Source organism: Pseudomonas sp. UBA7530 (genome assembly GCF_002479365.1).
GTDB lineage: Bacteria > Pseudomonadota > Gammaproteobacteria > Pseudomonadales > Pseudomonadaceae > Aquipseudomonas.
The window spans coordinates 825,258-851,904 of the sequence record NZ_DLMS01000001.1 but is presented as its reverse complement, the minus strand read 5'-3'; the positions used below and the strand labels follow the sequence as shown (position 1 = coordinate 851,904).

Sequence of the window (26,647 nt, the reverse complement as noted above, 5' to 3'; positions counted from 1 at the left end):
CTTTCTCTTTGCGAGTGCTGCGAATGTCTGCCCGTTTTCCCATCGACTACATCGAACCGGTGTTTCGCCCGCCGAGCGAAGCCCAATCGCTGATTCTGCCGGTCACCAATGGTTGCTCCTGGAACCAGTGCACCTTCTGCGAGATGTACACCGCCCCACAGAAGAAATTCCGTGCCCGTGAAGAAGCGCAGGTGCTGGAGGAGATTCGTCGTGCTGGCGAGCAACTGATCGTCAATCGGGTGTTTCTCGCCGATGGCGATGCCCTGGTGCTGCCGACTCGACGTTTGCTGGCCATCCTGCAAGCCATCCGCGAGCACATGCCCGAGGTCCGCCGAGTTTCCAGTTACTGCCTGCCACGCAATCTGCGCAAGAAATCAGTGGAGGAGCTCAGGGAGCTGGCCGATGCCGGCTTGAAAATGGCCTATGTCGGCTGCGAGTCGGGCGATGACGAGGTGCTGGCGCGGTCAGCAAGGGGGAAACCTATGCCTCCAGCCTCAGTGCCCTGGAAAAGCTCGGCCAGGCCGGTATCACCCGTTCGGTGATGATTCTCAACGGGCTTGGGGGCCAGGCACTTAGCGCTCAGCATGCGGACAATTCGGCGCGACTGATGAATGAGGCCAGCCGGAATATCTATCTACACTGGTGGTCAGTTTCCCCATGGGCGAGGCGCGTTTTCGCCAACAGTTCGCCGATTATCAGCCGCTGACGCAGTTGCAGCTGTTCACTGAAGTCGAGCGCCTGCTGCAGGGGCTCGATCTGCAACAGACGGTGTTTCGCAGCGACCATGCCTCCAACTATCTGGTGCTCAAGGGCAACCTGGGGCGCGATAAGGAACGTCTTTTGGCCCAGGTGCGCAGCGCCATCGAGCGACCGCAGCAGGCGAACCTGCGTCAGGAGTGGCAGCGCGGGCTTTAACAAGGCTGGCGCAAAATCTGCATCTACGCCTCATTCGCCGGTTTTCCGTCGCCGGCACGAGGAGGATTGATTCATGCGTAACCTGCTTCTACTGGTGGCGCTGCTGGGGCTGGCTGGCTGCATGAAGGTCAGCGATCTGGCCAGTGGCGCCGAGTACCACCTGCGTGATGCCGGTTTTCTCGACCACGGCCGCACCGAGCGCATGGCGTCGCGGCGCCTGCAGCAGGACTCGTTCATCTACATCGCCCAGGGTCATTTCGTGCCGCCTGGCCACGGTTATCCGCGGCCCAACGTGGTGGCCGAGGAAGCTTTCAAGGGCTTCGTCGAATACTTCCCGTTGGTGCGCCGGGCACGTCAACCTGCAGGCCTGGATGAAGCCATGGCTGAAGCGCGTAGTGCCGGCGCGCACTACCTGCTGTACGCGCGTTTCGCCTACAGCGATGACCGCATCGGCACGATGGAGGAGTGGGAGGATCAGGAAGCAGTGGATCGCCTCGGCACCGACCGCGCCTCGATCCAGTTGATGCTGATCGAGACCAATACCCGCTATCTGGTAGACACGGCGCGCATTCGCAGCCGTGGCGGATTCCTGACGTTTTACGATGCCAAACCCCAGGACCTGATCGGCCCGCCGCTGCATGACTATGCGCGCAGCCTGATGGGCGTTGGGCGCTAAGAATAGGGGCAATCGGCGCGCCGAACTTGTGGGAGGGGCTTTAGCCGCGACAGGTGGCACGGTGTATCCTCGTCAGTTCGCGACACTACGGACGAGGAAAGACGATGAGCGATCCAGGCAAGGCAGGTGACCTGCTGGCGCAGATTCCCAAGGGTGAAGGCAAGAGCCTGCCACCCGTACACCTGTGGAATCCCGATTTTTGTGGCGATATCGACATGCGTATCGCCCGCGACGGCACCTGGTATTACCTGGGTACGCCCATCGGCCGCAAACCCATGGTGCGGCTGTTTTCCACCATCATCCGCCGCGACGGCGACGACTACTTCCTGATCACACCGGTAGAGAAGGTCGGCATTCAGGTCGAAGATGCCCCTTTCGTGGCCGTGACCCTACAGGTGGAAGGCGAGGGCGAGGCGCAGGTCCTGCGCTTCACCACCAACGTCGAGGACGAAGTCGTGGCCGGCGCCGAGCACCCGATCCGTGTGCACATCGATCCTGCGACACTCGAACCCTCGCCCTACATTCTGGTGCGGCGTAACCTCGAGGCGCTGATTCACCGCAACGTGTTCTACCAACTGGTAGAGCTGGCGGTAGAGCGCGAGATCGACGGAGAAACCTGGCTGGGCGTTTGGGGCAGCGGGCAGTTCTATCCCATCGGGCCGTCTCCGGCCTGAGTCGATTGGTCCAGGCGCGGTGTGCGCGACGCAAACTGAGGTAGCGAGGGAGACGCAAATGGACCAGCAATACATTGAAACCGAACGGCTGCGGCTGCGCCCGCCGCAGCTGCAGGATGCCGATCAGGTGCAGCGCCTGGCCGGCGACTTCCGTATCGCCGATGTCACCAGCAGCATTCCCCACCCTTATCCGCCAGAACTGGCGCAGCGGTGGATCGAACGCTGCATGCAGGAGTGGGCCGGTGGCGCTGCGGCCAACTTCATCATCACCGAGTCCGGCAGCGGCCAATTGGTCGGCAGCATTGCGCTGAAGGATATCGGCCGCGGCGAGGCCGAGGTGGGCTACTGGATCGGCGTGCCGTACTGGAACCGTGGCTACGCCAGCGAGGCCTGCAATGCGCTGGTGGAGTTTTCCTTCCGCCAGTTGCACTTGCGTCGTCTGCACGCCAGCCACCTGGCGCGCAATCCGCAGTCCGGGCGTGTGTTGTTCAAGGCCGGATTTCGCCATCTGGGGCTGGGGCACAGCGCGTGTGGCAGCCAGGGCAAGGTCGAGCCGGTCGAGTTGTACGAGCGCGTTTGCAGCGAGTGAGCGGCACGCTCGTCAGCGCACCCGGTCGCGACTCTGTACCGCCAGGTCCAGCGCCTTTTGCATATCCAGCCGTGCGGAGCGGCCGACGTCCTTGTCGCTCAGCTGATAGTTGCGCTCGGACGGCAGGATGGGCGCGGTCAGGTCCTCGGCGTCCACCGGTTCGAAGTCGTACTCGCCGCCGATGGTCATGGCGCTGCGCCTCAGCAGCATGCGTACCTGTTCCGGTTGCAGATCCGGGTTGATCGACAGCATGGCCGCGACCACGCCGGTCACCAGCGGCGTTGCGTAGGACGTGCCGCAATGCACGTCGCCGGTGGCGTCGACTTCGTGGGTCGAAGCCTGGGTACAGGCAGCCGCGGTGATGTCGACGCGCATGTCGACGTTCGACGAGTTGCGTTTGACCACGTAGCTCGGGTCGTCGATTTCAACCTCGTCCTTCTTGCTGCGCTGGTGCCCGCCGACCACCAGCAGTTGTTCGGTGATGAAGGAGGAGGGCAGACGGTACTCGTCCCGGCCGGAATAGGAAGAGCCGTTGCCGGCAGAGTTGATCACCAGCACGTCCGGGTGTTCTTCGCGCAGCCACAGGAAGAATTCCTCGAGCAACTCTTCGTAGCCGCTCATGGCGATGCCCGAACGCACCAGCGAGTCGATCTGGTCGCCTTCGACGTTGCGTGTACCGACGCGGTGAATACCCCAGCTCCAGTTGAGCACGCGCACGCCGTCTTCCACCAGATTGACCGACGCGGCGATATTGGCCGTGATGCCGGCATCCGAATTGCGCTCGACTATGACATCGAAGCCGTTGCTGGCCTTGTCCATCCCGCGCAGGAAGCCGGTGTTGCCACCCTTGTCCCAATGCGCGGCGAGAATGCCGGCGACGGTACTGCCATGGTTGTCCGGCTCGTCGGCGTCGCGCGCGTAGACGCATGTGCGTGACTTGCCGTCAGGGCAGGCGCCCAGGTAGTCGGCAAAATCAGGCGCGTCGAAGTCGACGTTACGCTCGATCACACCCACGCGGATGCGCTCGGCGTCGATGGGCGAGTCGCCCGCGGGAATGCGCCGCTGGTAGTAGTTCACCGCATCCATGAAACGGTTGGCGGCCCATTCCTCGGAATTCTTCTTCGGTTTATGCGCCGGCTTGCGCGCGGCTTCGCTCTCTTCGCCGCGCTCGGGAGCGCTTTCCTCCACGACCACCGCATCAACGCTGGTTTCGCTGCCGATACGCAGTACCAGCGCATCGCGCTCGGTAAGATCTTTCACTGGCAGGCGCAGCTGGTAGACGTTCAGCGGTGGGATGGCACCGACCACCTTGGCATCGTATTTCTTCGCCAGACGCTTGGCCTCATCGAGGCCGTCGTGGCTCTCCTCGATCAACAGGCTGACCAGATCGACGTAGGTGGTCAGGCCGTCCATGTTCTTCGCCACTTCATCCGGGCCGGCGGCCAGCACATGGCTGCGATGCAATGACAGCCATACCGGGTTGCTCTCGCGCGAGCCGTCTTCCAGCCACAACGGCGCGCTGCGATGTTCGTTGCTGTCGAGCTGCAGGCGCAGACTGTCGCCACTGCGCTGCACCGCCGAGGCGGGCAGGGTGTCGTCGCCGAGGTGCAGCTCGGGTATCGCTTCGCCAAGGCCGCGTACCTGCATGCACCATTCCTGCTTCTCGCCGCCAAGCAGGTCGCCACAGCGTTGCAGACTCTGGATGCGCAAGGCCTCCTGCGCATCGGCAAGCGGGCTTATCACGACCATGACCAAGGCTGACAGCAGAGCGCGGGTGGGCAACATGGGATGGGCCTCCGTGGCGGATGTGGTGCTTTTCCGACTTTGTTTGGCAGGCTTCGTTCAGCTTGGGTGTGAGCTGCGGTCATTGTGAGCACGCATGACAGTGGCGTCACCGCCGCCTCGATTGGTTATAGTATTACGTTTCCTTCACGCCTTACTCGAAGCCTTCCATGCCCTCCAATCGTCTGCTTTCGATCGATGCCCTGCGCGGCTTGGTCATCCTCTTCATGCTGCTCGATCACGTTCGCGAAACCTTCTACCTGCATCAGCAGGTCGGTGATCCGATGGACGTGACCACCACCGAGCCGGCACTGTTCTTCAGCCGCACCCTGGCCCATCTGTGCGCGCCGGTATTCATCCTGCTAACCGGGCTTTCGGCCTTTCTCTTCGGGGAAAAACAGATGAGCCGGGCGGCGACCAGTGCGTTTCTGTTCAAGCGCGGGCTGTTTCTCGTGGTGCTGGAGTTCACCCTGGTCAACTTCGCCTGGACCTTCCAATTTCCGCCTGCGGTGATCTACCTGCAGGTGATCTGGGCCATCGGCCTGAGCATGCTGGCGCTGTCCCTGCTGCTATGGCTGCCGCGCGCATTGCTGGCCGTGCTGGGCCTGCTGCTGGTGACCGGGCACAACCTGCTCGACGGGCTGCACTTCGGCGTGGAGTCAGCCATGCATATCCCCTGGGCGGTGCTGCATGACCGCGGCTGGATCGAGCTCTCCGATAACCTGCGTCTGCGCACCTCCTATCCGCTGCTGCCGTGGATCGGTGTGATCGCCCTGGGCTATGTGATCGGCCCCTGGTTCCGCGGAGCGAGCGAGCCAACGCAGCGCATGCGGGCGCTGCAATGGGGCGGTTGCGGCGCGCTGGCGCTGTTCGTGGCGCTGCGCCTGGTCAACGGCTATGGCGAGAAACCCTGGGCGGTCGGGGAGAGCGGGCTGCAGACGTTGATGAGCCTGCTCAACATCACCAAATACCCGCCGTCGCTGCTGTTCCTGGCGCTGACGCTGGGTATTGGCCTGCTACTGCTGGCTGCCTTCGAGCGCCGCAACGAGGGGCGCGTGGTACGCGTGCTGGCGGTATTCGGCAGTGCGCCGATGTTCTTTTATCTATTGCACCTGTATGTACTGAAGCTCCTCTACATCGCCGCGTTCGCCGTCTGGGGTGCAAACCAGGGGCATTACTTCGGCTTCGCCTCGATGGCCTGGGTCTGGGCCGCGACAGTGGTGCTGGCCATGTTGCTGTTCCCGCCAACCCAATGGTTCGCGAGGCTCAAGGCGCGGCGGCGGGACATTCGCTGGTTGAAGTACTTCTGATCAGCAGATGAAAAAAGGCCAGGGTCAAACCCTGGCCGTTTCCTTTGCGCGTAGAGCCCGTTGGGTTTACGCGGCCGAGTAATCCGGTATTACAGCTTTATGTTCATCGACAGGTAGGCCGAGCGGCCGGGTGCCGGGGAGTACATGGGCTGTTCCTGGCCTGGGCCCCACCAGACGTTGTCGTACCAGACGTATTCGTATTCGCGGTCAGTCAGGTTCTTGACCTGCAGATCGACGCTGGTAGAGGCGCTCAACTGGTAGCTGACACTGGCATCCAATACCGCGAAGCCGCCGTATTTGCCGGCTTCGTTCTTCTCTTCGATGTAGTAGTCGCCCTGGGCGCGGGCCTGCAGGCCGAAGCGCCAGTCATCGTTGTAGCGATAATCCAGCCCCAGGTTGCTGATGTAGCGCGGGGTGGAGAACACCTCCTTGCCTTTGAGCGAGTTGTTGTCGCCATCGAGGCCTTTGACGACCTTGGCTTCCTGGATGGCGTGGGAGCCCCATACCGTCCATTGCTGGTTCAGTTGAGAGGTGAACTGCATGTCGATGCCGCGACGACGGGTTTCTCCCAGGCCCACGGTGGCGTCGATGGCCGGCATGTTCGCGACTTCATCGGTGGCATCCTGCTGCCACACGGCAATACGGGTTTCGGTGCCAGCGAAGGGCCGGAATTTCATCCCCACTTCCTTGCCGGTGTTGATCGACGGGTCGTAGCTGCCTGCTCCATTGACGAGGTAGCCCGGGTTGGCGTTACCGGTCAGTATCTGGAAAGTGCGGCCCCAGTTGGCGTAGACATCGATATCGTCATTGACGCTGTAGACCACGCTGAGCTTGGGCTGCTCGATCCAGCCATAGTCCTGCAGCGGACCTTTGCCGGTCGTCGTGACGCCGTTGTTGGTACTGGATATGTTGGTGTTGCCGGTGAATTTGTCCACGCGTATGGCGGGGATGATCTTCAGTGACTCGGTGGGTTGGATGACGGCTTGAACATACCCGCCCAGGTTGCGCAGGGTGTAGTGATCGTTGTTCTGAATGCGCGCCGGGGCGACATCGAAATCAGTGGGAACGCTGAATGTAAAGCGCCGACGCTCGTAGGCGTTGTGCTGTTCTTCATAGTTGATGCCGCCATCGAGGGTCAGGAGATCGTTGGCTCGCCAGGTCAGATTGCTCAGCATGCCGCGCTGCTGTTCGTCCCAGAAGCGGCGCTGACGCGGCCCGTTGCCGGGTTCGTAGCTGGTGAAGGTGATTGAGCGGTCATCGTTGTAGCTGTTGTAGTACAGCTTGTTGCTCAGGTTCAGGTCGTCGTTGAGCTGCCAGTCCATGTGCAGGCTCAGGTGCTTCATGTCGCGGTCACTGCGGTCGTTGCCATTCTTGGCCGGCGAATCGGTACGGCTGGCGCGCAACTCTTCACGGGTCAAGAAGCCGCCTTCGTCCGCCTGGTGATGGTACAGGCGGGCGATTGCGCCGACGCGCAAGGTCTGTTCGTCATTGCTGAGGAACCACTTGCCGCCCAGTGAGTATTTGTTGGAGTTGCTATGGTCACGGAAACCGTCGGAGTCCTGTTTGGCCAGCAAGTAGTTCTGCGCGAAATTGCCTTCTTCATGGCCGATCGCCAACTGCATCTCACGGGTATTGAAGCTGCCGTAGGTCAGGCGGCTATCGGCATAGTTGCCGCCTTGGCGGGTTGCGTAGTTGATGTTGCCGCCGATGTTATGCAGGCCGTAGCGCGGATCGTTGGTGCCGCGGACCACCTCGATGTAGTCGATGTCCAGCGGAAAGATCATGTCGACGAAGCGCTGGTTGCCGCTGTTGACGTTGCTCGGAATACCGTCGATCAGCACCTTGATGCCGTTGATATAACCCTCGCCGTTGAAGGCACGGAAGGTGGCCTTGCCGGACTCGGCACCCATGCCGGTTTCGGTGAGCTGGATGCCGGGCATCTGTCCCAGCAATTGCCAGCTGTTCATCACGTTCTTGTCCTCGATCATGTCGCTGCCCATGATGTCGACCGAGGTCAGAATGCTGTCAGTGCGCAGCGTGCTGCTGGCCTCGGGCGTGACATAGACCTCGCCGAGCGAAACGGTGGAGTTGCCGGATGAGGCTGCGTGAAGCTGAGACGTGACCAATGCGGTCATGACGGCGAGTGAGGCCGAAGTGGCTTTCATGGGTATTCCTAGCGTTGCGTTTTCTATGTATTGGGAGGTCGTTGCGTAGGCCTGCAACAGCTCGGATTGGTGGCGGTCCATAGCGAGCTGTGCGGTTGTGACCGGCGTGCTGAAAATCCAGGTATTCGATAAAGACGTTATATCATAACAATTTTGTGCTGTTCGGTCAGCCCGAAGACAGCGGATTGGTGCCCATGAGCGCCCTGTCTAGAGCGGTTGGTGGCCTTGCAGCCTGTGCAAAGGCCCGTCAACACTGGCTGCGGTGCCAGGAACGATTAGACGCCAGCCTGCTAATGGCGTATCAACATCAAGCGTCTTTCGCATCTTTCCCCAGGCAAGATCACCATACAGTCCCTGGATTCGATCAGCGTGCCTGGCAGTGCCAGCGATGAGCGTCTGGACCGTTTGGTGCGCCTGCTTGGCCGGCTCTTCGGCGTGGTCGCCGTGCTCACCTGCGTCGTTGAAGGTGCGCGGCGCATTGCGCTGGCCATCGCCGGCAGTGGCGCCGGTATCTGGGACCGCAACGTCGCCATTGGGGAGATTCACTACTCCAGCAGCTGGAAGGCATTGCTCGGTTATGCCGAGCATGAAGTCGGCAATCGCATCGAAGAGAGTTACACCCGCGTGCACCCGGCCGACCTCGACTAGGTTCGTGCCACTATTCAGGCGCATCGGGATCAGCGCAGCACGACCTATGAAGTCGAGTACCGCCTGCGTTGCCGCGATGGCCAGTACAAATGGGTGTGCAGCCGCGGCAAGGTGGTCGAGCGCGACGAGCATGGCAAGCCGCTACGGATGATCGGCACCACCATCGACATCACCGCCATGCGCCGGCTGTCCGAGCAGGTGCAGCAAACGGCGGCGGTGATGACCGATTTGACCAACGAAATTCCCGGCATGGTCTTCCAGTTGCGCAGGCAAGCGGACGGCGAGTCGACCTTCACCTACGTCAGCGTCGGCATCTCAACGCTCAATGCCGGCGATGCCAGCGTCAGGGCCGCCTTGTCGCGCAGCGATATCGCCCTTTACTGCGCCAAGCGCGGCGGGCGAAATCGCATCCAGCAACATTGATTGCAGGTTCGCTCAGGCGGCCCGCAGTGCGTGGCTGATCGCATCGTTGAACGCGGGAATGTCGTCCGGGTTGCGAGAGGTGATCAGCGTCCAGTTCTGCCCCGGACATACCTGCACTTCGGCGTCCACCCAGCTGGCGCCGGCGTTGGCCAGGTCCAGGCGCACGCTGGAATACGACGTCATCACCTTGCCCGGCACCACGCCGGCATCGATCAGCAGCCAGGGGCCGTGGCAGATCGCCGCGACCGTCTTGCCGGCATCGCGAAACTCCTGCACCAGGCGCTGCGCGTCTTCGTCCTGGCGCAGGGTGTCGGCATTCACCGTACCGCCAGGAATTACCAGCAGGTCGTACTCCGTGGCGCTCAGCCCCTTGAGCTGAGTGTCGGACTGCACGCTGACGTCCTTCTCGCTGTCCTTCAGCCAGGTCTCGGCCTCGCCACCCTTGACGCTGGCATGGGTGACGCTCGCGCCCTGATCCTTCAGTGCCTGCATTGGTTTGAGCAACTCGTCGCGCTCGATGCCCGTGTTGGCGGTGATGAACAGTACCTTCTTGCCTTGCAGATTCGAACTCATGATCGATACCTCCGCTGATGCGCCGCATACGGCGCAGTGAGTGGTCGCGTTGGTCAACGCGGCATGTATCAGGATTGAAAGGCGTTAGCAGCAGAAGTTCGAACTGATTGCTCGATGGCGAGCCTGCGCGGACAGGCATGCACGAATGACCCGGTGGCGCCTTGTGCCATGACCCGCGCCGCGTGAGAACGCGGCACGAGATTGCCAGTCGCCCCGCTAAGGAAATATCCGGATCGGTCAGCGCGAGCCGTTACGCAGACGTAGCAAGCCCCAGCCGAGCAGCACGATAGCTGCCGTACCCACCAGCACGACGGGCCGCCTTACGCCCTCAGCTGGGGTGCGCCAGCCGCCGTCGATCCGCCGTTCTCCTGATGGCGGTTGGAACAGGTTGCCAGTGGAGCGTTGCGTGGGTTGCCCGCGCTTGAGCGCACGGCCGACCACGAGGCCGGAAATCTGGGCGAAGCCAGGTAGCAGAAAATGACCGAGGCGCAGCAGGGTGGCCGCGCTACCGACTGTCCGGGTTGCACGTGGCGCCAGTGCCATCTCGACCATGGCTTCGGCGACACGACGTGGATCGTAGCGGGGTGGCGGCGGGCTGAGTTGATGGCCGGTAAAGTTGCCTCCGTCACGGAAACCGGGCGTGTCCATTACCGCCGGATAGATGTCACAGACATGAATGTCCGGCCATTGCACCAACTCGCCACGCAGCGCCTCGGTGAGACCACGCAGACCATACTTGGCAGCGGAGTAGGCTGCTGCGTAGGGCTGGGCGACCCAGCTGCCGAGCGACAGCGTGTTGATCAGCACGCCCGAGGACTGGGCCTTGAAATAAGGCATCACCACGTAGGCGCCACGCAGGTAACCGAGCAGGTCGGTCTGCACCACTTGCTCATGCGCGGCCAGCGGGGTGTCCTCGAAGCAGCCCACCGCACCAACGCCTGCGTTGTTCACCCAGATGTCGATGCGTCCATTGCCGAAAGCCGCGGCTTGTTCGGCCAGGTTCTCCATCGCCTCGTTGCGGGTGACGTCGGTGGGCACGGCCAAGGCGCGTGCCCCGAGTCGCTGGCATTCATCGACAACGCAAGCCAGCGCCTCGTCGTCGCGTGCGGCAAGCACCAGGCGCGCCCCATGTCGGGCGAACTCATGGGCGGCGCAGCGGCCAATGCCGCTCGACGCGCCTGTGATCACCACCAGCGCGTTATTCAATCGAGCTTTAGTCATCGTTCTCTCCTGCCGTGAATCGGACGATTTATGGCGACTGTTGCCTAAGCGTTTCATCTGTCCTGTGGCAATGTCGTCGCCCCTAAGAAGGGGACTGGCGCGTATCAGAGGGAGTTCATGCTGTTTTACCGCTCAGCGTGTGTCTCATGAGCGGCCGAACTGCCCGCGAGCCTTTTTCAGCAGCTCGACCACTTCCTGATCGCTGGTTTGACGGCTGACCGCTGATGCCACCGGTACGGCCAACAGCAGACGCTCACTTCCCGCCCCCCCGATCAGTGCGGTTGATGCGAGTTGGCTTGCCCCGAGTAGTCGGGTTCATGCCGGTTTCCTCGAAGATCCTGCCGGTTCCGATGAAGGCAGCGGCGCTGGCCCGTCTTGTGGCCGTTCTCGGATGCCTCGACAGGGCCTTCACCCAGCACGCTCGCAGTGGCTCAGCCCGCTTGGCAATAGCGGCGTAGCAGCTTCTTGCTCGGACGCTTGACCGGCATTTCGCCCAGCTCTTCCAGGGCGAACCAGCCGCAATCCGCTATCTCGTTCTGCGGTCGTGGCGTCTGCGTGTCGGTGACCGATTGATGAAAGACGTGATGGATGCCCGCGCCAAACTCATGGCTTGCCAGGTAGTTGAGGCTGGCGAAGGACAGCCCGGTTTCCTCGTCGAGTTCGCGCAGCGCGGCGGCGTCGGCGCTCTCGTTTGCTTCGATCCTGCCACCGGGCAGGTTCCACTTCGCCTCGGCCTTGCGCACCAACAGAAACTTGTCGCCACGTCGGCAAATGACAGTAGCGCGTACCTTGTTAGCTTTACCCATCGGTGATTCTCGAAAATTGTCTGCGTGACTGCACACGTCACGTCGTCCCGCGAGCAGCGAAGGGCGAGTCGGGTGAATCGTGTTGAGGCAGCCTTCCCGGGCTGCCTGGTTAAACAATGGAGAAAATACCGCCGCTTATGTTCAGTCTATTTTCACCCTGCATTGGCGGCAGCGAAGAGCCGCTCAAAGATTCGCCGAGGGCAACTGCAGCCAGAGGGAGAAGGCACCCAGCACACTCCAGAAAACGATGAACAGCCAGGGCGAGCGCAGAAAGAACAGCAATGACTTGTAGGTGCTCTCCCGGCTTGCCTCCTGTTCGCTGAACAGTGGTGAGTCGTCATAGGCATGGCCGAACTCGGGCTCGCTGCGCAGCAACTGCTCCTGCTTGTAGTGCCAGTGCTCGATGATCGTCGCGGAGGCCCTGATTCCCGGCCAGGCGTGCAGTGAGCTGATGATGCCCAGCAAGGTGAACAGTGCCGGAACCACCAGGGTGAACACCGCACCCCAGTTCTCGTTCAGGTTGGCCATGGACGAGGCGTAGGCGATCACCAGAAACGACTGCGCCGTCAGATAGGAATTGGTGCGCCCGGCGAGCAGGCTGGTTTCGTACTGAATCTCCCGCCGATAGAAATCGAGCCGCTCCTTTGGCGTGCCGAAAATCAGCAATTCCGCCTGTTTCTCACGCTGCGTGTCATGGGTGTCGGAGGTAATGATTCTTGAGGTTTTCATCGACATGGCTCGATTGTCGGTTGGGCTTCGCCGCGTGGCGAGATATAGCTGGGCAACTGGACGTTAGACTGCGGGGGCTGCAGTCATTCAGTGTTTTTGTCGAGCGGGAGGTCGACTGGGGGGAGGTCAAATGTGCAAAAAAACGCCAACCCAGGCGATGCCGGGTTGGCGGTGTCGATACTGCGTCGCTCCCCATCAGCGGGCGAGGCCGCTGATGGGGACGTTGCCGGCCCGTCAGTTCAGGTGAGCTTTCAATTCGCCGGCAGCCTGGCGCATCGCCGCCTTGACCTCGGGTATGTCGTGCAAGGGGTTGAGCAGCCCGTAGTCATGAATCATGCCGTTGTAGCGTACGGCGGTTACATCGACGCCTGCCGCATCCAGCTTTTGCGCATAGGCTTCGCCTTCGTCGCGCAGCACGTCGAGGCCGGCGGTCTGAATCAGGGCGGGTGGCAGACCTTTCAACTGTTCGGCGGTCGCACGCAGCGGTGAGGCATGGATGTCGGCGCGTTGCTTGGGATCGGTGGTGTAGTTATCCCAGAACCACTTCATCATGCCCGTGGTGAGGAAGTGTCCCTCACTGTACTGGCGATACGAGGCCGTCTCGAAGTTGGCGTCCGTCACCGGCCACAGCAGCAGTTGGAAGCGCAGCGCGGGAGCTTTGCGCTCCTTGGCCATCAGGCTGACCACCGCGGCCATGTTGCCGCCCACGCTGTTGCCTGCAACTGCCAGGCGGCTGCCATCGACACCGATGCTCTTGCCGTTTTCCGCGACCCAGCGAGTCGCTGCGTAGGCCTGGTTGATGGCCGTCGGGTACTGCGCTTCTGGCGACGGCGTGTAGTCGACGTAAACCGCCACTGCGCCCGAGCCAACTACCAGGTCACGAATCAGGCGCGCATGGGTCGGGTAGTCACCCAGTACCCAGCCACCGCCGTGGAAGTACATGAAGACAGGCAGATCGCCGGCCTGTTTTTCCGGGCGCACGATGGTCAGTTTGATCGTCTGGCCGTCGGCAGTGATGGTGCGCTCGCTGACCTCGGTCCCGGACAGGTCTACCTTGACCGACGCCTGTGCGCCGGTCAGAACGGCGCGCGCCTCGCTGGGGCTCATCTGCTCGATTGGCTTGCCGCCGCCACTGTTCAGCGCATTCAGGAAATTCTGAGTGCGGTGCTCTGCGACCGGTTCGGCAGCGTACGCGCCGCCAACGGAAACGGCGAGTGCCAGGGCGGTGAGGGTGTTTTTCAAGGCGTTCATAGCAAGATCCTTATGTTTTTAGTTGGAAGTGCAAAGTTGCCGCCTGGCTTTCGGTCCGTATCGGCGGTATGGACGCTACTTTAGATATGGCCTTGAGCGGGGACAATTACCTAGAATAGGGATTCATTGATTCCAAATTGGGGACAGTATTGGATCGTATAGAGTGCATGCGCACCTTTGTTGCCACGGTCAATGCCAATGGCTTTGCCGCCGCCGCGCGAGTGCTGGCGGTGCCGCGTTCGAAAGTCAGCAAGCAGATCCAGGAGCTTGAGGAAAGCCTCGGTGTGCAATTATTGCTACGTACCACCCGCAGCCTGCACCTGACCGAAGCCGGCAGTGATTACTACGAGGCATGCCGCGAGTTGCTCGCCTCGCTGGACGAAGCCGAGCAGCGGGCGCGTAGCGGAATGGCTGAAATCCAGGGCGTATTGAGGATCAACGCGCCCATGTCGTTCGGTTTATGCCGGCTGGGACCATTGATTCCCAAGTTCCACCAGCTGCATCCGAAAGTGGAACTGCAATTGGTGTTCAGTGATGAACAGGTCGATCCGGTGAAGGGCGGCTTCGACGTGACTATCCGCATCGCCAGTCTGGCGGACTCGTCGCTCGTGGCCCGGCACCTGGCTCCCGCACCGCGCGTGCTGGTCGCCTCAGCGGATTATCTCGAAGCTCATGGCACGCCCCAGGTGCCGCGCGACCTGGCCGCTCACCAGTGCTTGAACTACGGCTATCTGCAGGGCGGCGTCAGCCTGCAGCTGAGCAATGGTCGAGAGACGCAGAGCGTTCTGGTAACGGGGCCCTTGCATGCCAATAACGGTGACCTGCTGGCCCAGGCTGCCGAAGCGGGGATGGGCATTGCCCTACTGCCGACATTCATCGTGGAAAAAGCGCTTCGGGAAGATCGCTTGGTCGCGGTGATGTGCGACTGGCAGGCGCCCCCCATCTCCATCAACGCGGTGTACCCATCCGCACGGCGTGTGCCGCTCAAAACCCGGGCGTTCCTGGATTTTCTCGCGCAGCAGCTGGGCGACCTTGCGGCCCAGCCATAAGCAGTGCTCACGGTGGTCCGCGGCGGAGCACCCATGGTGCAAGCCCATGCGTAGTAGTGGGGCACGGGCCGAGCCCTGGCAGGATTTATTCAGCGCGCCGCCGCGATGAAACCGCCTCGCCCCATCACTTGGGTGAAGTCATTGCAGCTGGGTTCTTGTTGATCGTTCACAAAATGGAACGCTAGAGGCAATTTTCGCAGTCTAGTCGGAAAAGGGTCTCGAATTTAATCTTTCTTCCATGCAGTGACGCACTGCTGAACGAAAACCCACTCACCGGCGCAGCCGGCACATTGAAAACAATTCGAGGACTTCATCATGACCAACGCCACCTATAATCGCCTGGACAAAGACAACGCCGTCGTACTGCTGGTCGATCACCAGGCCGGTCTGCTCTCGCTGGTTCGTGACATCGAGCCGGACAAATTCAAGAACAACGTGCTGGCGCTGGCTGATCTGGCCAAGTTCTTCAACCTGCCGACCATCCTCACCACCAGCTTTGAAACCGGCCCCAACGGCCCGCTGGTTCCCGAGCTGAAGGAAATGTTCCCGGACGCGCCGTACATCGCCCGCCCTGGCCAGATCAACGCCTGGGACAACGAAGATTTCGTCAAGGCGATCAAGGCCACCGGCAAGAAGCAGCTGATCATCGCCGGTGTGGTGACCGAAGTCTGCGTGGCGTTCCCGGCGCTGTCAGCCATCGAGGAAGGCTTCGACGTGTTCGTGGTCACCGATGCTTCCGGCACCTTCAACCAGATCACCCGTGACTCGGCGTGGCAGCGTATGACCCAGGCCGGCGCGCAACTGATGAACTGGTTCGCCGTGGCCTGCGAGCTGCACCGCGACTGGCGCAACGACGTGGAAGGCCTGGCCAAGATCTGCACCGATCACATCCCGGACTACCGCAACCTGATGACCAGCTACAACGCGCTGACCGCTGGCAAGTGATCCAAGCCTGAAACCGAACCGGAGCTCGCAAAGGCTCCGGTTTTGCTGCGTCCGGATTTTTCCTCGGTGATCCGCTGCTTGCTCCGCCGCCTGCGCAACGCTGGCGCCAGGGCTCGCCGACTCGGTTTGGCTACCGTTGATCGTGCGAGGCGAACCTGCGCATGGGCCTCGTGACCCAAACAGGAGTCATGCACGAACTTGAGAGCGCACCCATGAAATCCATGTCCGGCATCATTGCTACCGCAACTTTACTATTCGCCACCACCGCTCTGGCCCAGGCGCCGGCAGGAAGCCCCGACGCCGGCCGAGGCTCGGCGCCAAGCCCGAGCGGCACGCCGGCGCCTCAACATGAGCTGGACGTTCATCGCGAGAATGGCCAGTTACGGACAGAAGAGGGGCATAAGGTGAACACGCGCGACGGCAATATGCAGAATGATGGCGATCGCGATGATTCCGGCGAGCATTCCTCACCCGGCGGCCCTACCGACCCGTCCTCCGACCCAGGCACGCTCGAGTAGCGAGGGGCCGCGCGTGCGGTAGCCTGAAATGGCCGAAAAAAGCCCGATCAGCAACTGTAGAGGCGCAGGGGGCGGGGTTTTTCTCGTAGAGCTCGGGGCTCAATATCGGTCGCTGGCGAGCTGCGTACAGATCCGAGGGGCCGCAGCGTATAGGCATGAATAGTGAGAAAGCTGATCCAGTAGCTCGATGCGAGCGTCCTGTGGGAAGCGTTCGGCCAGATGTTCCGACATGGCGAAAGGCGACCAGTTATCCTCTGTGCCGTGCCACAGGCAGACATGTGCCTCGCAGGCGAAGGCGCTATGGCCAGAAAACCTCGTGCAGTTGCTGACGGGTGCAGGCGTATTCAAATCGCCTATCTGACCATCCTTTGCGAGAAGCCGAAGGTATTGGAACGATTACTCCTCCAATCCTATCCCGGATTGCGGTAGGCGCTCGGCGTTACGCCCACTTCCCGGCGAAAGACTTGCGAGAAATGGCTGGCGCTCGAGTAACCCACTTCCAGCCCAATATCGATCACGCTGCGCTCGGTTTCCAGCAGCAGTTGCCGGGCGCGAGCCATGCGCAGGCCAATGAAATAGTGCGACGGCGATAAGCCGGTAGCGCGTTTGAACAGGCGGCTGAAGTGGTACTCGCTCAGTTGCGCGGCCTGCGCCAGGGTGGCCAGGGAGAGGTCTTGCGCCAGGCGCTGGTTCATCAGGTCGAGGACGCGTCTTAATTTGTAGGCTTGCAAGGCATTGCTGCGCCTGCCGGTGGGCAGCGGGGCGCGATAGGTACGCACGAGGTGAATCGCCAGGGCTTGTGCCAGGCTGTGCACCAGCAGGCGGCTGGGCATACGGCTGTCGACAAGCTCCGAGCGCAGCTGTTCGAGCAGCAGGCGAACCCAGTCGTCACGACCGCCGGATACGTCGACGAAATTTACCGGGCCGGCCGCTCGGAGCCCAAGGTCGCGCGCAGCCTGCTCGATCAGCGCGGGGGCGAGATAAAGATGCATCACTTCGAAACTGTCGCCGCCCATGGTCTGCCAGCGCATTTCGTAGGGCTGCGTGGTGTTGGTCAGAAAGAAGTCGCCGATGCGTACCTCGCTCTTTTCCCATTCGCTGCCCGCTGCACGTTCTTCGACGATCGCCGATCCCGCCAGCACCATCACCAGCAGCGGTTCGGCCACCGCAGGTACCATGATCGGTTCGGCGATGCTGCGGTGGGTGAACAGGTGCAACACCACGTCCTGCAGGGCATGTGGCTGTGGCGGCGCGGGGGCGTCGCTCGGCAGGTATTCCCACATGGTCTCGGCCGTGATCCGCAGGGCGTCGGAACAGGAGGCGGCAGGTTCGGATTGGCTCACCAGTAACGCGTCCATCGATGGGGCCCGATGTCAGGGCGGCGCTGGACAGGTTAGCGCACGGGCGCCGGGCTGCCAGCCGTGTATGCCTCAGCGGCTACTCATACGGATTGCGCGCAAGATCGCGACAGCCCGCGCAAAGCGGCAAAAGCCTGCCATGGCCAATCGGGAGAGGATGAAACCGTCTTCTAACGCACCCTGTGTGCTCGCTGGCGAAACTCTCGTTTCGCCGAATGAGGAGGAATCACCATGGCTGACATCAAGAACATCACCACCCAGGAAGTCGAGGGTAAAGTCGCCCTGATCACAGGCGCTGCCAGCGGTATCGGCAGGGTTACCGCGCTTTTGCTGCATGCTCGCGGAGCCAGGGTCATCGCGGAGGATATCGATCCTGCCGTGGAAGAACTGGCCCAGCCGGGGCTGGTGCCGCTGGTGGCGGACATCACCGAGGACGGCGCCGCCGAGCGTGCGGTGACGCTGGCGGTCGAGCGCTTCGGTCGGCTCGATATCCTGGTGAACAATGCGGGCATCATCATCAACAAGGCGCTGGTGGAAATGACCCGACAGGATTGGGAGCGCATTCAGGCCGTCAACGCCACCGCCGCCTTTCTGCATTGCCGCGAGGCGATGAAAGTGATGATGCCGAACAAGGCAGGCGCCATCGTCAATATCGCCTCCTATGCCTCTTACTTCGCCTTTCCCACCATCGCTGCCTATGCCGCTTCGAAGGGGGCGCTGGCCCAGCTGACTCGCACGCTGGCGCTCGAGGCCATTGAGCATGGCATTCGGGTGAATGCCGTCGGCTCGGGGGACGTTGTGACCAACATCCTCAACGATGTGGTGGAAGACGGTCCGGCGTTTCTGGCCCAGCACGGCGAGAACGCGCCGATCGGTCGTGCGGCTCAGCCGCAGGAAATTGCCGAAGTGGTTGCCTTCCTGGCGTCAGAACGGGCGAGTTTCATGGTTGGCGCCGTGGTCATGGTCGATGGCGGCATGACCGTGACGGCTGGCTGACCAGCCAGCGGGCATGCGCTGCGCCTGCTCTCCTGCTGGCGCAGCGCACGCCCCTCGGAAGATCGTGCGCAGGGCTGTTCCTCGGTGGTTTCAGTTTGCCTCAGTCCGGCAACCTGACCTTTTTCTTCGCGCTGAACAGATTCCAGCTCGACACGAACAAAGCCGCCACCAGCGGACCGATCACGAAGCCGTTGAGGCCCAGCAGGGCCAGGCCACCGAGGGTGGAAATAAGGATCAGGTAGTCGGGCATACGGGTGTCCTTGCCGACCAGGATGGGGCGAAGGATGTTGTCCACCAGGCCGATTACCAGCACGCCGAATAGGGTAAGGACAACGCCTTGCAACAGGCTGCCGCTGAACATCAGGTAAATGGCCACCGGCGCCCAGATGATGCCGGCCCCGGCTGCCGGCAGCAGCGACAGGAAGGCCATCAGCACGCCCCACAGCAGCGGGCTGTAGATGCCCAGCACCCAGAAGATCAAGCCACCGAGTGCGCCCTGTATCGCGGCGACCACCACGTTGCCCTTGACCGTGGCACGCACCACGCGGGTGAATTTGATCTGCAGGCGGCGTTTGGTCGTATCAGCTAAAGGAATAGCGGTGCGAATTTTGCGGACCAACTGCTTGCCGTCGCGCAGCAGGAAGAACAGCAGGTACAGCATGACGAAGAAGTCGATGAAGAACTCGAACGTGCCCTGGCCGATCGCGAAAACCTTGGTCGCCAGATACTGGCTGCCGACCAAGGCGCCATCGGAGATCTTTTCGCGCAGGCCGTCCAGGTCGCTCACCCCGACGCGGTCGAGCTGTTCCTGTATCGACGGCGGCAACATCTGGATGGCGCTGGTGACGTAGCTGCCGATGTCCAGTTCGCCGGACTCCAGCTTTTGATAGAGAGACGCGCCTTCGGCGACCACGGCTGAGGTGATGAAGATCACCGGCAGAATCGCCACCAGCAGGCAGATGATCGATGTCAGCAGGGCAGCCAGGTTGCTGCGCCCACCCGTGCGGCGGATCAGGCGCTCCTGCAGCGGGGCGAACACCACGGCCAGGACCATGCCCCAGAACACCGCGCCATAGAAGGGCAGCAGGATCCAGAAGAAGGCGACGGTCACCAGCACGAGCAGCAGGATGAAAGCTTTCTGTTCGAAGGTCGGGTTCTGCATATCGGGTCCGCTGGGAGTGGGCATGCCCGTTAGTCCCCCGAAGCTCTGGCAAAGTGCCCACGAATTCGTCATTGGCAGATCGCTCATTCCCGCGTTGTGGCTGATTCCATTTCAGGCCGTTGGGGAGGGCTTGACAGCTCTGGGATACTGGAGAGCGTAAGGACGATCATTCGACGGAGGGTTTGCCATGCGTGATGAGGAAATCAAGGCACTGTTCGACCTGCAGGCGGCAGGTTACGACCAGCAATGGGCAGGAATGGTGCCGATTCGCGAAGCGCTGTACTTGCTGCTCGATGCGTTGTTCGTTGCTCTGCCGGCCGACGCACGGATTCTCTGCGTGGGCACCGGCACCGGTGCGGAGATCGCTCATCTGGCCGAGCGTTTTCCCGGTTGGCGCTTCACCGCGCTCGACCCGTCCGGGGCGATGCTGCAGGTGTGCCGTCAGCGTGCGGAGCGCGGCGGCTTTGCCCATCGTTGCGACTTTCACGAGGGGTATCTGGAAACCCTGGCGGCAGGTCAGGCCTATGATGCTGCCACCTGCTTTCTGGTGTCGCAGTTCTTCACCGACGCGCAGGCGCGTACCGGTTTCTTCGGCCAGATCGCCCAGCGCCTGAAGCCGGGCGGGCTGCTGGCCAACGCCGACCTGGCATCGGACATCCACTCAGCAGCCTACGAGGTGCTGCTGCCTGGCTGGATGACGCTGATGTCATCGGCCGGCGTCGACGCGCAGATGCTGGAGCGGGCGCGTGCGGCCTATGCGCGCGACGTGGCGGTGCTGCCGGCGCCGCAGGTGGCCGGCATCATCCAGGCAGGCGGTTTTACGGCGCCGACGCCGTTCTTCCAAGCCGGGCTGATGCACGGCTGGATTTGCCGGCGCGCGGCGAACGCATAAGGCCTGCGCGGTCATTCATGGCGCGTGCTGCCCTCGCGGTCGCGCGGGTAGCGGCGGTCGAAGGGGAAGGGCGGTAGCCAGGCCTCGCGGCGGATGGTCCAGAGTTCGTAGGTGGGGGTGAAGCGGTCCGGCTCATCCAGCGAGCCTACATTCACTTCGATTTCACCCGCCGAGCGCCCGAACACCGATGAGCCGCAGCGCGGACAGAAGTGGCGGCCAGCGTACTGGCCGGTTTCGCCCTCTATCTTCACCGCGTCCTGCGGGAATATCGCCGAGGTATGGAAGAGGGCGCCATGGTGCTTGCGGCAATCCATGCAGTGACAGACGCCGACCCGATAAGGCTGGCCTCTGGTTTCGAAACGTACCTGGCCGCAAAGGCAGCCGCCGCTGAAACGATCCATATGCTCGTCCTCCTGAGGTTGGCATGCAGGAGCTGAAAACATAGCAGGCGATGGCGGGAGGGCTAGAGGCGATCCAGCTCTTGCTCGATGTTCGTCCATTCCGACTTCAGTGCCAGGCGCAAGTAAGCGACAAAGAGCCGGTCACGCAGATGGCGCAGCGCCGAGTTATCGCGAGCGGCGCGGGCGCTGTCGATGGTTTCGCTGAGCCAGGTACTGTCGAAGCCGGTCCAGATCGGTGGGATGGGCGCAAGCAGGTTGGAGTAGCACGCGGGCGCGACATCCTCGTAGAAGGCCGCTTGCGCTATGGCGCGGTCATAGCCTTGCAACTGACGAGCGATCCAGGCGTAGTCGATTTCGCTGTCGACGAATACCTCCGACAACACCGCCCACAGCTGGATGCGTTCTTCGCGAGTCATGAGCCTTCGAGTACCTGTAGCGCTGTGCCGAGACTGTATAGGGTCGTGCGCCGCCTAACCATCGGCGGCGGGCTGCTGCTAAGGCGCGGCGGCATGTATCATCGGGCGCATAGTTGCGCGGCTCGATCTGCCTGTGGGCGTCGGGCGCAAACGTACAGCTTTTGTATTTGGGGCCGGTGAAGGCCGGCCCGTCCTCTGCGAGTGATGACACCATGATCGAGGTAACCGAAGTTTCCATCGCCGAGCTGCGTGCCGCGCTGGAGTCCGGCCGCACCACGGCGGTCGAGTTGGTCAAGGCCTACCTGGCGCGTATCGATGCCTACGATGGCCCGGACACGCCAACCAAACTCAATGCGGTGGTGGTGCGCAATCCCGAGGCACTGAAGGAAGCCGAGGCTTCCGATGCACGCCGCGCCCGTGGCGAAACCCTCGGTCCGCTCGATGGCATCCCTTACACCGCCAAGGACAGCTACCTGGTCAAGGGCCTGACAGCGGCTTCCGGCAGCCCGGCATTCAAGGATCTGGTGGCCCAGCGCGACGCCTTCACCATCGAGCGCCTGCGCGCCGCTGGCGCCATCTGCCTGGGCAAGACCAACATGCCGCCGATGGCCAATGGCGGCATGCAGCGTGGCGTGTATGGCCGCGCTGAAAGCCCTTACAGCGCCGATTACCTGACTGCCCCCTTCGCCTCCGGCTCGTCCAACGGCGCCGGCACGGCCACCGCGGCCAGTTTTTCGGCCTTCGGCCTCGCCGAGGAAACCTGGTCCAGCGGGCGCGGGCCGGCCTCGAACAACGGCCTGTGTGCCTATACGCCGTCGCGTGGGGTGATCTCGGTGCGCGGCAACTGGCCGCTGACGCCGACCATGGACGTGGTGGTGCCCTATGCCCGCACCATGGCCGATCTGCTCGAGGTGCTCGACGTGGTGGTGGCTGATGACCCGGATACGCGCGGCGACCTCTGGCGTCTGCAGCCCTGGGTGCCGATCCCCAAGGCTTCCGATGTGCGCCCCGATTCCTACCTGGCGCTTGCCGCCAAGGCCGACGCGCTCAAGGGCAAACGCCTGGGCGTGCCGAAGATGTTCATCAACAAGGACGAGTTGGCCGGCACCAGCGAGTCGCCCGGTATCGGCGGGCCGACTGGCCAGCGTATCCACACCCGGCCGACGGTGATCGCCCTGTGGGAAGCCGCGCGTCAGGCACTGGAAGCGGCGGGCGCCGAGGTGGTGGAGGTGGATTTCCCGCTGGTATCCAACTGCGAGGGCGACCGCCCCGGCGCGCCGACCGTGTTCAATCGCGGCATCGTCACCCCGGAGTTTCTGCATGACGAGCTGTGGGAGCTGAGCGGCTGGGCCTTCGACGATTTCCTGCGCGCCAATGGCGATCCGAAACTCAACCGCCTGGCCGATGTGGATGGCCCGCAGATCTTCCCCCATGACCCCGGTACGCTGCCGAACCGCGAGGGCGACCTGGCGGCGGGCATGGACGAGTACGTCAACATGGCCAAGCGCGGCATCAAGCCCTGGGATCAGATCGCCACGCTGCCCGATGGCCTGCGCGGCCTGGAGCAGATTCGCAAGGTCGATCTGGAGGACTGGATGGATCAACTGGGGCTGGATGCGGTGCTGTTTCCCACTGTGGCCGATGTGGGCCCGGCCGATGCCGACGTCAACCCGGCTTCCGCCGATATTGCCTGGAGCAATGGCGTGTGGGTCGCCAATGGCAACCTGGCGATCCGTCACCAGGGCGTACCGACCGTCACCGTGCCGATGGGCGTGATGGCCGATATCGGCATGCCGGTGGGCCTGACCTTCGCCGGTCGAGCCTACGACGACAATGCGCTGCTGCAACTGGCGGCGGCTTATGAGTCGACCGGCAACAAGCGCCAGGTGCCGCCGCGTACGCCTCCGTTGGGTTGATCAAACCTCTGTCGTGTAGGAGCGAGCTTTGCTCGCGAAGCGCTTTTCGCGAGCAGAGCTCGCTCCTACAGAAAAACAGCGACCAGCCGCTGACTACCTTATGGGAGGGGCTTTAGCCGCGATTGCTGTAGAGCTTGTCGCCGCTAAAGCGCCTCCCACGCTCCGTGGCGCTCCAAGATCCGATACGTAGGGCGTGCGCAACGCGCCATTCTGGCGGGTTTCACCCGCCCTACAGAAGAACAGCGACCAGCCGCTGACTGCCTTGTAGGAGCGGCTTTAGCCGCGACTGTTGTAGAGCTTGTCGCCGCTAAAGCGCCTCCCACGGTCCGTGGCGTTCCACGATCCGATACGTAGGGCGGGTGCAACCCGCCACGGCAGCAATGGCGGGTTACACCCGCCCTACGATTCACTCGTTCCCTACCGCCGCAAATCCACCGCCGGGACGCCCTGGCCGTCGAACAGCTGGCTCGGCTGACTGGGCAGGATGCTTGGGCGGCCGTCGTTGGTGCCGCCATTGCCGATGATGCGGATATCGCTGTACTTCTTGCCGGAAAGCGCCGCCAGGCCGGCGCCATCACGCACTACCGTGGGCCGCAGGAAGACCATCAGGTTGCGCTTGATATGCGAGTCGCGAGTCGAGCGGAACAGACCGCCGAGCAGAGGGATATCGCCCAGTAGCGGCACCTTGGAGATGGCCTGGGTGACGTCGTCCTGAATCAGGCCGCCAAGCACGATCACCTGGCCGTCGTCGGCGAGGATGGTGCTCTTGATCGAGCGCTTGTTGGTCACCAGGTCGACCGCCTGGGCGTTGAGCCCGGTGCTGGGGGCGATGGAGGAGATTTCCTGCTCGATCTCCAGGCGCAGGGTGGCGCCCTCGTTGATATGCGGGGTGACCTTGAGGGTCACGCCGATGTCCTTGCGTTCGATGGTGGTGAAGGGGTTGCCGGCGCCCGAGGCATCGGTGGTGTAGGAGCCGGTCTGGAAGGGTACGTTTTGCCCCACCAGAATCTCTGCCTTCTGGTTGTCCAGGGTCAGCAGGCTAGGCGTGGACAGCAGGTTGCTCTTGCTGTTGGCCGACAGCGCTGTGATCAGTGCGCCGAAACTGTCACTGCCGATACCGATAATGGCACCGTCGGGAAGGGTGGTGTTTTCCGGTATCTCGCCGCTCTGCAGAATCTGCAGCACGGTGCCGACCGACAGGCCGGTACCGCCGAAATTCACCCCGCCCAGGCCACCTGTCCGGCCGCGGGCGTCCACCGCCCACTGCACGCCGAGGGCATCGGTGATGTCGCCGGAGACCTCGACGATGGCGGCCTCGACCATTACCTGCGCGCGCGGCACGTCAAGCTGACGCACGATGTCTTCGAGGGTGGCGACCAGGTCGGGCTCGGCCAGCAGCACCAGGGCGTTGAGGCTCTCGTCGGCGCGGATGAGGATATTCGACTGTCGACCCGTAGTTTCGCTGCCTTCCTGAGTCTTGAGCCCTTCGGAAATCTCCCCGAGGGTTTCGGCCAGGGATTTGGCGTCGTTGTGGCGCAGGCGAATCACTCGCGTATTGGCCGAGCGGCTGCTGGGGCTGTCCAGCGAACGGGCGAGGTCGGCCAGTTTGCTGCGGGCCTCCGGTGGGCCGAGCAGAATCAGGCGGTTGGTGCGGGCATCGGCCACCACCTGCGTGGCGCTGGTGCCCTTGGCCTGGCCGCGGGCGATGGAGGCGTTTAGCACCTCGGCGGCGTCCATCACCCAGGCGTGCTGCAGGGTAACCACGCTGAAGTCCTGTGCGCCGCTTTGGTCGAGCTGGCGCATCAGGTCTTCGATGCGTGCGATGTTGGCGCTGCGGTCGCTGATGATCAGCGCATTGGACGAGGTGACGGCGGCCAGGTGGCCATACTGCGGCACCAGCGGGCGGATCAGCGGGATCAGCTCGGCCACCGGTGCGTGCTGCACCTGAATCAGCCGGGTTTCCAGGCGATCCGGCGCCGGGCGGCCGGCATCGGCTTCGGCCTTGGCTTCGGCGTTGGGCACGATGCGCGCCTGGTCGCCCTGGGTCAGCACGCTGAAGCCATGGGTGGCCATCACCGAGAGGAACAGCTGATAGACCTCGGACAGCCCCAGCGGCGTGCTCGATACCACATTGACCTGGCCCTTCACGCGCGGATCGACGACGAAGGTCTGCCCGGTGATGCTGGCGATCTGGTCGATGAATTCGCGAATGTCGGCGCCTTTGAGGTTGATGGTCCAGCTTTCCTCCTGCTGATTGGCACTGGCCGGAACCTGTTCGATCTGCGCGAGCAGGGGCAGGGGAGCAGTGGCCAGGCCGGTGGCGAGGAGGGCAAGGGTCAGTCGGCTTCGGAGAACATGCATCGGGTCAGTCGCTTTCCATGGGCTGTTCGGCGGGCGTTTCCTCAGGCGCGGTGCCAGAGGCTTCCATCTGTTCGCGCAGCTCTTGCATGCGCTGGCGCAGTTGTTCGAGGTTGTCCTGGTCGAGTTGATCGAGCTGTTGCAGCGAGTCGTCGGGGCTGGTTTCGACCGGTGGCGTATAGCTGTACTGGCCGCTTTGCTGGCGCGGGAAGGTGAGGCTTTCACGGCGGCCGTTGCGCAGCAACTCGACGCGATCGGCATACACGGCGTCCAGGCGCACGCCGCTGTCCACATCCATGCCGACGCTATAGCGCTGCGCGCTCTGGCCGTGGCGCTGGATCAGCGCGCTGGAGCGCTGCGGGTCACTGTGAACGAAGCTGCCGAGCAGGGTCAGTTGCAGGTTGGTGGCCGGTGGCGGGCCGCTGTCGGCCTGGCGTGGGGTGCCGAACAACTGGGCGATGGGCGCCTGGGCGCGTTGTTCGGGTGTGGGTGCGCTCTGAGCGGTGGGCGGCTGATCGGGGGCGCGCACCAGGCGCAGCAATTCGGCGCTCTGCCAGGCCAGGCTGACGCTCAGGGCGATCAGCACGAGCATGCCGATCAGGCTTGGGGCATTGTCCTTGAGGCGCTGGGAAAGGGCCGGGATGGGCAAAGGCGTTACTCCGCAAACGACGATTTAATTCTTCTTATGGTCCGGGGCGTCGCGCGCTGATCATAGCAGCCTGGGCAAGCTTGGCATCCTCAGAATAGGTTGGGTGTGCAGTTCCAGGCAATGTGCTAAAGATAATCGAATAAAACATACAAGACCGTCTCAGAGGTGGCCCATTGGGCCAGGCAGTCAGATTAGGCTGTACTACCGGGACAAGGTTCTGCTCTA

23 protein-coding genes and 2 pseudogenes are annotated in these 26,647 nt (G+C 62.6%); 12 read left to right on the top strand and 13 right to left on the bottom strand.

The annotated features are described in order from the left end of the window. The first annotated feature begins 23 nt into the window (after positions 1-23). From B2U07_RS04050 to B2U07_RS04035, 4 genes and pseudogenes are all read left to right on the top strand, one after another. Positions 24-915 (top strand): annotated as a pseudogene (locus tag B2U07_RS04050) (radical SAM protein). Positions 916-988: 73 nt separating this feature from the next. After that, positions 989-1,591 (top strand): DUF4823 domain-containing protein, encoded by a 603-nt coding sequence (locus tag B2U07_RS04045; protein ID WP_197855901.1) that lies wholly within the window; start codon positions 989-991, stop codon positions 1,589-1,591. 104 nt (positions 1,592-1,695) lie between these two features. Further along, positions 1,696-2,265, top strand: coding sequence for a DUF1285 domain-containing protein (locus B2U07_RS04040; protein ID WP_275544615.1), 570 nt, complete (start codon positions 1,696-1,698; stop codon positions 2,263-2,265). 58 nt (positions 2,266-2,323) lie between these two features. After that, positions 2,324-2,854 (top strand): GNAT family N-acetyltransferase, encoded by a 531-nt coding sequence (locus tag B2U07_RS04035; RefSeq protein ID WP_275544616.1) that lies wholly within the window; start codon positions 2,324-2,326, stop codon positions 2,852-2,854. Between the two features lie 12 nt (positions 2,855-2,866). Here B2U07_RS04035 and B2U07_RS04030 read toward each other — a convergent pair whose 3' ends face one another. Further along, positions 2,867-4,636, bottom strand: coding sequence for a S8/S53 family peptidase (locus tag B2U07_RS04030; RefSeq protein ID WP_275545324.1), 1,770 nt, complete (start codon positions 4,634-4,636; stop codon positions 2,867-2,869). A 170-nt stretch (positions 4,637-4,806) separates the two neighbouring features. Here B2U07_RS04030 and B2U07_RS04025 point away from each other — a divergent pair, with 170 nt between their 5' ends. Then, the gene (locus B2U07_RS04025) at positions 4,807-5,946 is read left to right on the top strand and encodes a DUF1624 domain-containing protein (protein WP_275544617.1); all 1,140 of its coding nucleotides are present in this window, start codon (positions 4,807-4,809) and stop codon (positions 5,944-5,946) included. Positions 5,947-6,035: 89 nt separating this feature from the next. Here B2U07_RS04025 and B2U07_RS04020 read toward each other — a convergent pair whose 3' ends face one another. Beyond that, positions 6,036-8,111, bottom strand: coding sequence for a TonB-dependent receptor (locus B2U07_RS04020; protein WP_275544618.1), 2,076 nt, complete (start codon positions 8,109-8,111; stop codon positions 6,036-6,038). Between the two features lie 405 nt (positions 8,112-8,516). Between B2U07_RS04020 and B2U07_RS22925 the strand changes: the two are divergent. Continuing rightward, a pseudogene (locus tag B2U07_RS22925) lies at positions 8,517-9,083 on the top strand (PAS domain-containing protein); the annotation flags it as partial. Between the two features lie 111 nt (positions 9,084-9,194). On the opposite strand, the gene B2U07_RS04005 reads toward B2U07_RS22925, so the two are convergent. The 5 genes from B2U07_RS04005 to B2U07_RS03985 all read right to left on the bottom strand — a co-directional run bounded on the left by B2U07_RS04005 (position 9,195) and on the right by B2U07_RS03985 (position 13,762). Then, the gene (locus B2U07_RS04005) at positions 9,195-9,755 is read right to left on the bottom strand and encodes a type 1 glutamine amidotransferase domain-containing protein (RefSeq protein ID WP_197855896.1); all 561 of its coding nucleotides are present in this window, start codon (positions 9,753-9,755) and stop codon (positions 9,195-9,197) included. Between the two features lie 237 nt (positions 9,756-9,992). Further along, positions 9,993-10,976, bottom strand: coding sequence for an SDR family oxidoreductase (locus B2U07_RS04000; RefSeq protein WP_275544620.1), 984 nt, complete (start codon positions 10,974-10,976; stop codon positions 9,993-9,995). A 431-nt stretch (positions 10,977-11,407) separates the two neighbouring features. Continuing rightward, positions 11,408-11,782, bottom strand: a complete 375-nt coding sequence (locus tag B2U07_RS03995) for an NUDIX hydrolase (protein ID WP_197855894.1) — start codon at positions 11,780-11,782, stop codon at positions 11,408-11,410. Between the two features lie 183 nt (positions 11,783-11,965). Continuing rightward, positions 11,966-12,511, bottom strand: coding sequence for a hypothetical protein (locus tag B2U07_RS03990; protein WP_275544621.1), 546 nt, complete (start codon positions 12,509-12,511; stop codon positions 11,966-11,968). A gap of 234 nt (positions 12,512-12,745) precedes the next feature. Beyond that, the gene (locus tag B2U07_RS03985; protein WP_275544622.1) at positions 12,746-13,762 is read right to left on the bottom strand and encodes an alpha/beta hydrolase; all 1,017 of its coding nucleotides are present in this window, start codon (positions 13,760-13,762) and stop codon (positions 12,746-12,748) included. A 149-nt stretch (positions 13,763-13,911) separates the two neighbouring features. Here B2U07_RS03985 and B2U07_RS03980 point away from each other — a divergent pair, with 149 nt between their 5' ends. From B2U07_RS03980 to B2U07_RS03970, 3 genes are all read left to right on the top strand, one after another. Continuing rightward, positions 13,912-14,811 carry a LysR family transcriptional regulator gene (locus tag B2U07_RS03980; protein WP_296276275.1) on the top strand — a complete coding sequence of 300 codons (900 nt, stop codon included), beginning with the start codon at positions 13,912-13,914 and terminating at the stop codon, positions 14,809-14,811. Between the two features lie 315 nt (positions 14,812-15,126). Then, on the top strand, positions 15,127-15,756 hold the full coding sequence (ycaC, locus tag B2U07_RS03975; RefSeq protein WP_183892921.1) for an isochorismate family cysteine hydrolase YcaC: 630 nt from the start codon (positions 15,127-15,129) through the stop codon (positions 15,754-15,756). A gap of 161 nt (positions 15,757-15,917) precedes the next feature. Continuing rightward, positions 15,918-16,274 carry a hypothetical protein gene (locus B2U07_RS03970; protein WP_296275947.1) on the top strand — a complete coding sequence of 119 codons (357 nt, stop codon included), beginning with the start codon at positions 15,918-15,920 and terminating at the stop codon, positions 16,272-16,274. Positions 16,275-16,684: 410 nt separating this feature from the next. On the opposite strand, the gene B2U07_RS03965 is transcribed toward B2U07_RS03970, so the two are convergent. Further along, the gene (locus B2U07_RS03965; protein WP_275544624.1) at positions 16,685-17,632 is read right to left on the bottom strand and encodes a helix-turn-helix domain-containing protein; all 948 of its coding nucleotides are present in this window, start codon (positions 17,630-17,632) and stop codon (positions 16,685-16,687) included. Between the two features lie 231 nt (positions 17,633-17,863). Here B2U07_RS03965 and B2U07_RS03960 point away from each other — a divergent pair, with 231 nt between their 5' ends. Next, the gene (locus tag B2U07_RS03960) at positions 17,864-18,628 is read left to right on the top strand and encodes an SDR family NAD(P)-dependent oxidoreductase (RefSeq protein ID WP_275544625.1); all 765 of its coding nucleotides are present in this window, start codon (positions 17,864-17,866) and stop codon (positions 18,626-18,628) included. 100 nt (positions 18,629-18,728) lie between these two features. On the opposite strand, the gene B2U07_RS03955 is transcribed toward B2U07_RS03960, so the two are convergent. Then, the gene (locus B2U07_RS03955; RefSeq protein ID WP_275545327.1) at positions 18,729-19,790 is read right to left on the bottom strand and encodes an AI-2E family transporter; all 1,062 of its coding nucleotides are present in this window, start codon (positions 19,788-19,790) and stop codon (positions 18,729-18,731) included. A gap of 187 nt (positions 19,791-19,977) precedes the next feature. Here B2U07_RS03955 and B2U07_RS03950 point away from each other — a divergent pair, with 187 nt between their 5' ends. After that, positions 19,978-20,682, top strand: coding sequence for a class I SAM-dependent methyltransferase (locus B2U07_RS03950; RefSeq protein ID WP_275544626.1), 705 nt, complete (start codon positions 19,978-19,980; stop codon positions 20,680-20,682). 11 nt (positions 20,683-20,693) lie between these two features. Here the strand turns inward: B2U07_RS03950 and B2U07_RS03945 are convergent, their stop codons facing one another. Both B2U07_RS03945 and B2U07_RS03940 read right to left on the bottom strand, forming a co-directional pair. Next, a complete protein-coding gene (locus B2U07_RS03945; RefSeq protein WP_275544627.1) occupies positions 20,694-21,083 on the bottom strand; it encodes a GFA family protein in 390 nt (129 codons plus the stop codon). Between the two features lie 62 nt (positions 21,084-21,145). Further along, the gene (locus tag B2U07_RS03940) at positions 21,146-21,499 is read right to left on the bottom strand and encodes a DUF7079 family protein (RefSeq protein ID WP_275544628.1); all 354 of its coding nucleotides are present in this window, start codon (positions 21,497-21,499) and stop codon (positions 21,146-21,148) included. Positions 21,500-21,711: 212 nt separating this feature from the next. Here B2U07_RS03940 and B2U07_RS03935 point away from each other — a divergent pair, with 212 nt between their 5' ends. After that, positions 21,712-23,415, top strand: coding sequence for an amidase (locus B2U07_RS03935; protein WP_275544629.1), 1,704 nt, complete (start codon positions 21,712-21,714; stop codon positions 23,413-23,415). Positions 23,416-23,832: 417 nt separating this feature from the next. On the opposite strand, the gene gspD is transcribed toward B2U07_RS03935, so the two are convergent. Both gspD and B2U07_RS03925 read right to left on the bottom strand, forming a co-directional pair. After that, a complete protein-coding gene (gene gspD / locus B2U07_RS03930; protein ID WP_296275943.1) occupies positions 23,833-25,776 on the bottom strand; it encodes a type II secretion system secretin GspD in 1,944 nt (647 codons plus the stop codon). A gap of 4 nt (positions 25,777-25,780) precedes the next feature. Next, positions 25,781-26,422 carry a type II secretion system protein N gene (locus B2U07_RS03925; RefSeq protein ID WP_275544631.1) on the bottom strand — a complete coding sequence of 214 codons (642 nt, stop codon included), beginning with the start codon at positions 26,420-26,422 and terminating at the stop codon, positions 25,781-25,783. Positions 26,423-26,647: the final 225 nt, after the last annotated feature.

Bases quoted from the DNA above. Each gene is read 5' to 3' on its own strand.
- B2U07_RS03985 (WP_275544622.1), bottom strand. From the start codon at position 13,762: ATGAACGCCTTGAAAAACACCCTCACCGCCCTGGCACTCGCCGTTTCC.
- B2U07_RS03990 (WP_275544621.1), bottom strand. From the start codon at position 12,511: ATGAAAACCTCAAGAATCATTACCTCCGACACCCATGACACGCAGCGT.
- B2U07_RS03995 (WP_197855894.1), bottom strand. From the start codon at position 11,782: ATGGGTAAAGCTAACAAGGTACGCGCTACTGTCATTTGCCGACGTGGC.
- B2U07_RS04005 (WP_197855896.1), bottom strand. From the start codon at position 9,755: ATGAGTTCGAATCTGCAAGGCAAGAAGGTACTGTTCATCACCGCCAAC.
- B2U07_RS03960 (WP_275544625.1), top strand. From the start codon at position 17,864: ATGGCTGACATCAAGAACATCACCACCCAGGAAGTCGAGGGTAAAGTC.
- B2U07_RS04040 (WP_275544615.1), top strand. From the start codon at position 1,696: ATGAGCGATCCAGGCAAGGCAGGTGACCTGCTGGCGCAGATTCCCAAG.
- ycaC (WP_183892921.1), top strand. From the start codon at position 15,127: ATGACCAACGCCACCTATAATCGCCTGGACAAAGACAACGCCGTCGTA.
- B2U07_RS03940 (WP_275544628.1), bottom strand. From the start codon at position 21,499: ATGACTCGCGAAGAACGCATCCAGCTGTGGGCGGTGTTGTCGGAGGTA.
- B2U07_RS04000 (WP_275544620.1), bottom strand. From the start codon at position 10,976: ATGACTAAAGCTCGATTGAATAACGCGCTGGTGGTGATCACAGGCGCG.
- B2U07_RS03935 (WP_275544629.1), top strand. From the start codon at position 21,712: ATGATCGAGGTAACCGAAGTTTCCATCGCCGAGCTGCGTGCCGCGCTG.
- B2U07_RS03970 (WP_296275947.1), top strand. From the start codon at position 15,918: ATGGGCCTCGTGACCCAAACAGGAGTCATGCACGAACTTGAGAGCGCA.
- gspD (WP_296275943.1), bottom strand. From the start codon at position 25,776: ATGCATGTTCTCCGAAGCCGACTGACCCTTGCCCTCCTCGCCACCGGC.
- B2U07_RS03955 (WP_275545327.1), bottom strand. From the start codon at position 19,790: ATGCAGAACCCGACCTTCGAACAGAAAGCTTTCATCCTGCTGCTCGTG.
- B2U07_RS04020 (WP_275544618.1), bottom strand. From the start codon at position 8,111: ATGAAAGCCACTTCGGCCTCACTCGCCGTCATGACCGCATTGGTCACG.
- B2U07_RS04045 (WP_197855901.1), top strand. From the start codon at position 989: ATGCGTAACCTGCTTCTACTGGTGGCGCTGCTGGGGCTGGCTGGCTGC.
- B2U07_RS04025 (WP_275544617.1), top strand. From the start codon at position 4,807: ATGCCCTCCAATCGTCTGCTTTCGATCGATGCCCTGCGCGGCTTGGTC.
- B2U07_RS03945 (WP_275544627.1), bottom strand. From the start codon at position 21,083: ATGGATCGTTTCAGCGGCGGCTGCCTTTGCGGCCAGGTACGTTTCGAA.
- B2U07_RS03950 (WP_275544626.1), top strand. From the start codon at position 19,978: ATGCGTGATGAGGAAATCAAGGCACTGTTCGACCTGCAGGCGGCAGGT.
- B2U07_RS04035 (WP_275544616.1), top strand. From the start codon at position 2,324: ATGGACCAGCAATACATTGAAACCGAACGGCTGCGGCTGCGCCCGCCG.
- B2U07_RS03965 (WP_275544624.1), bottom strand. From the start codon at position 17,632: ATGGACGCGTTACTGGTGAGCCAATCCGAACCTGCCGCCTCCTGTTCC.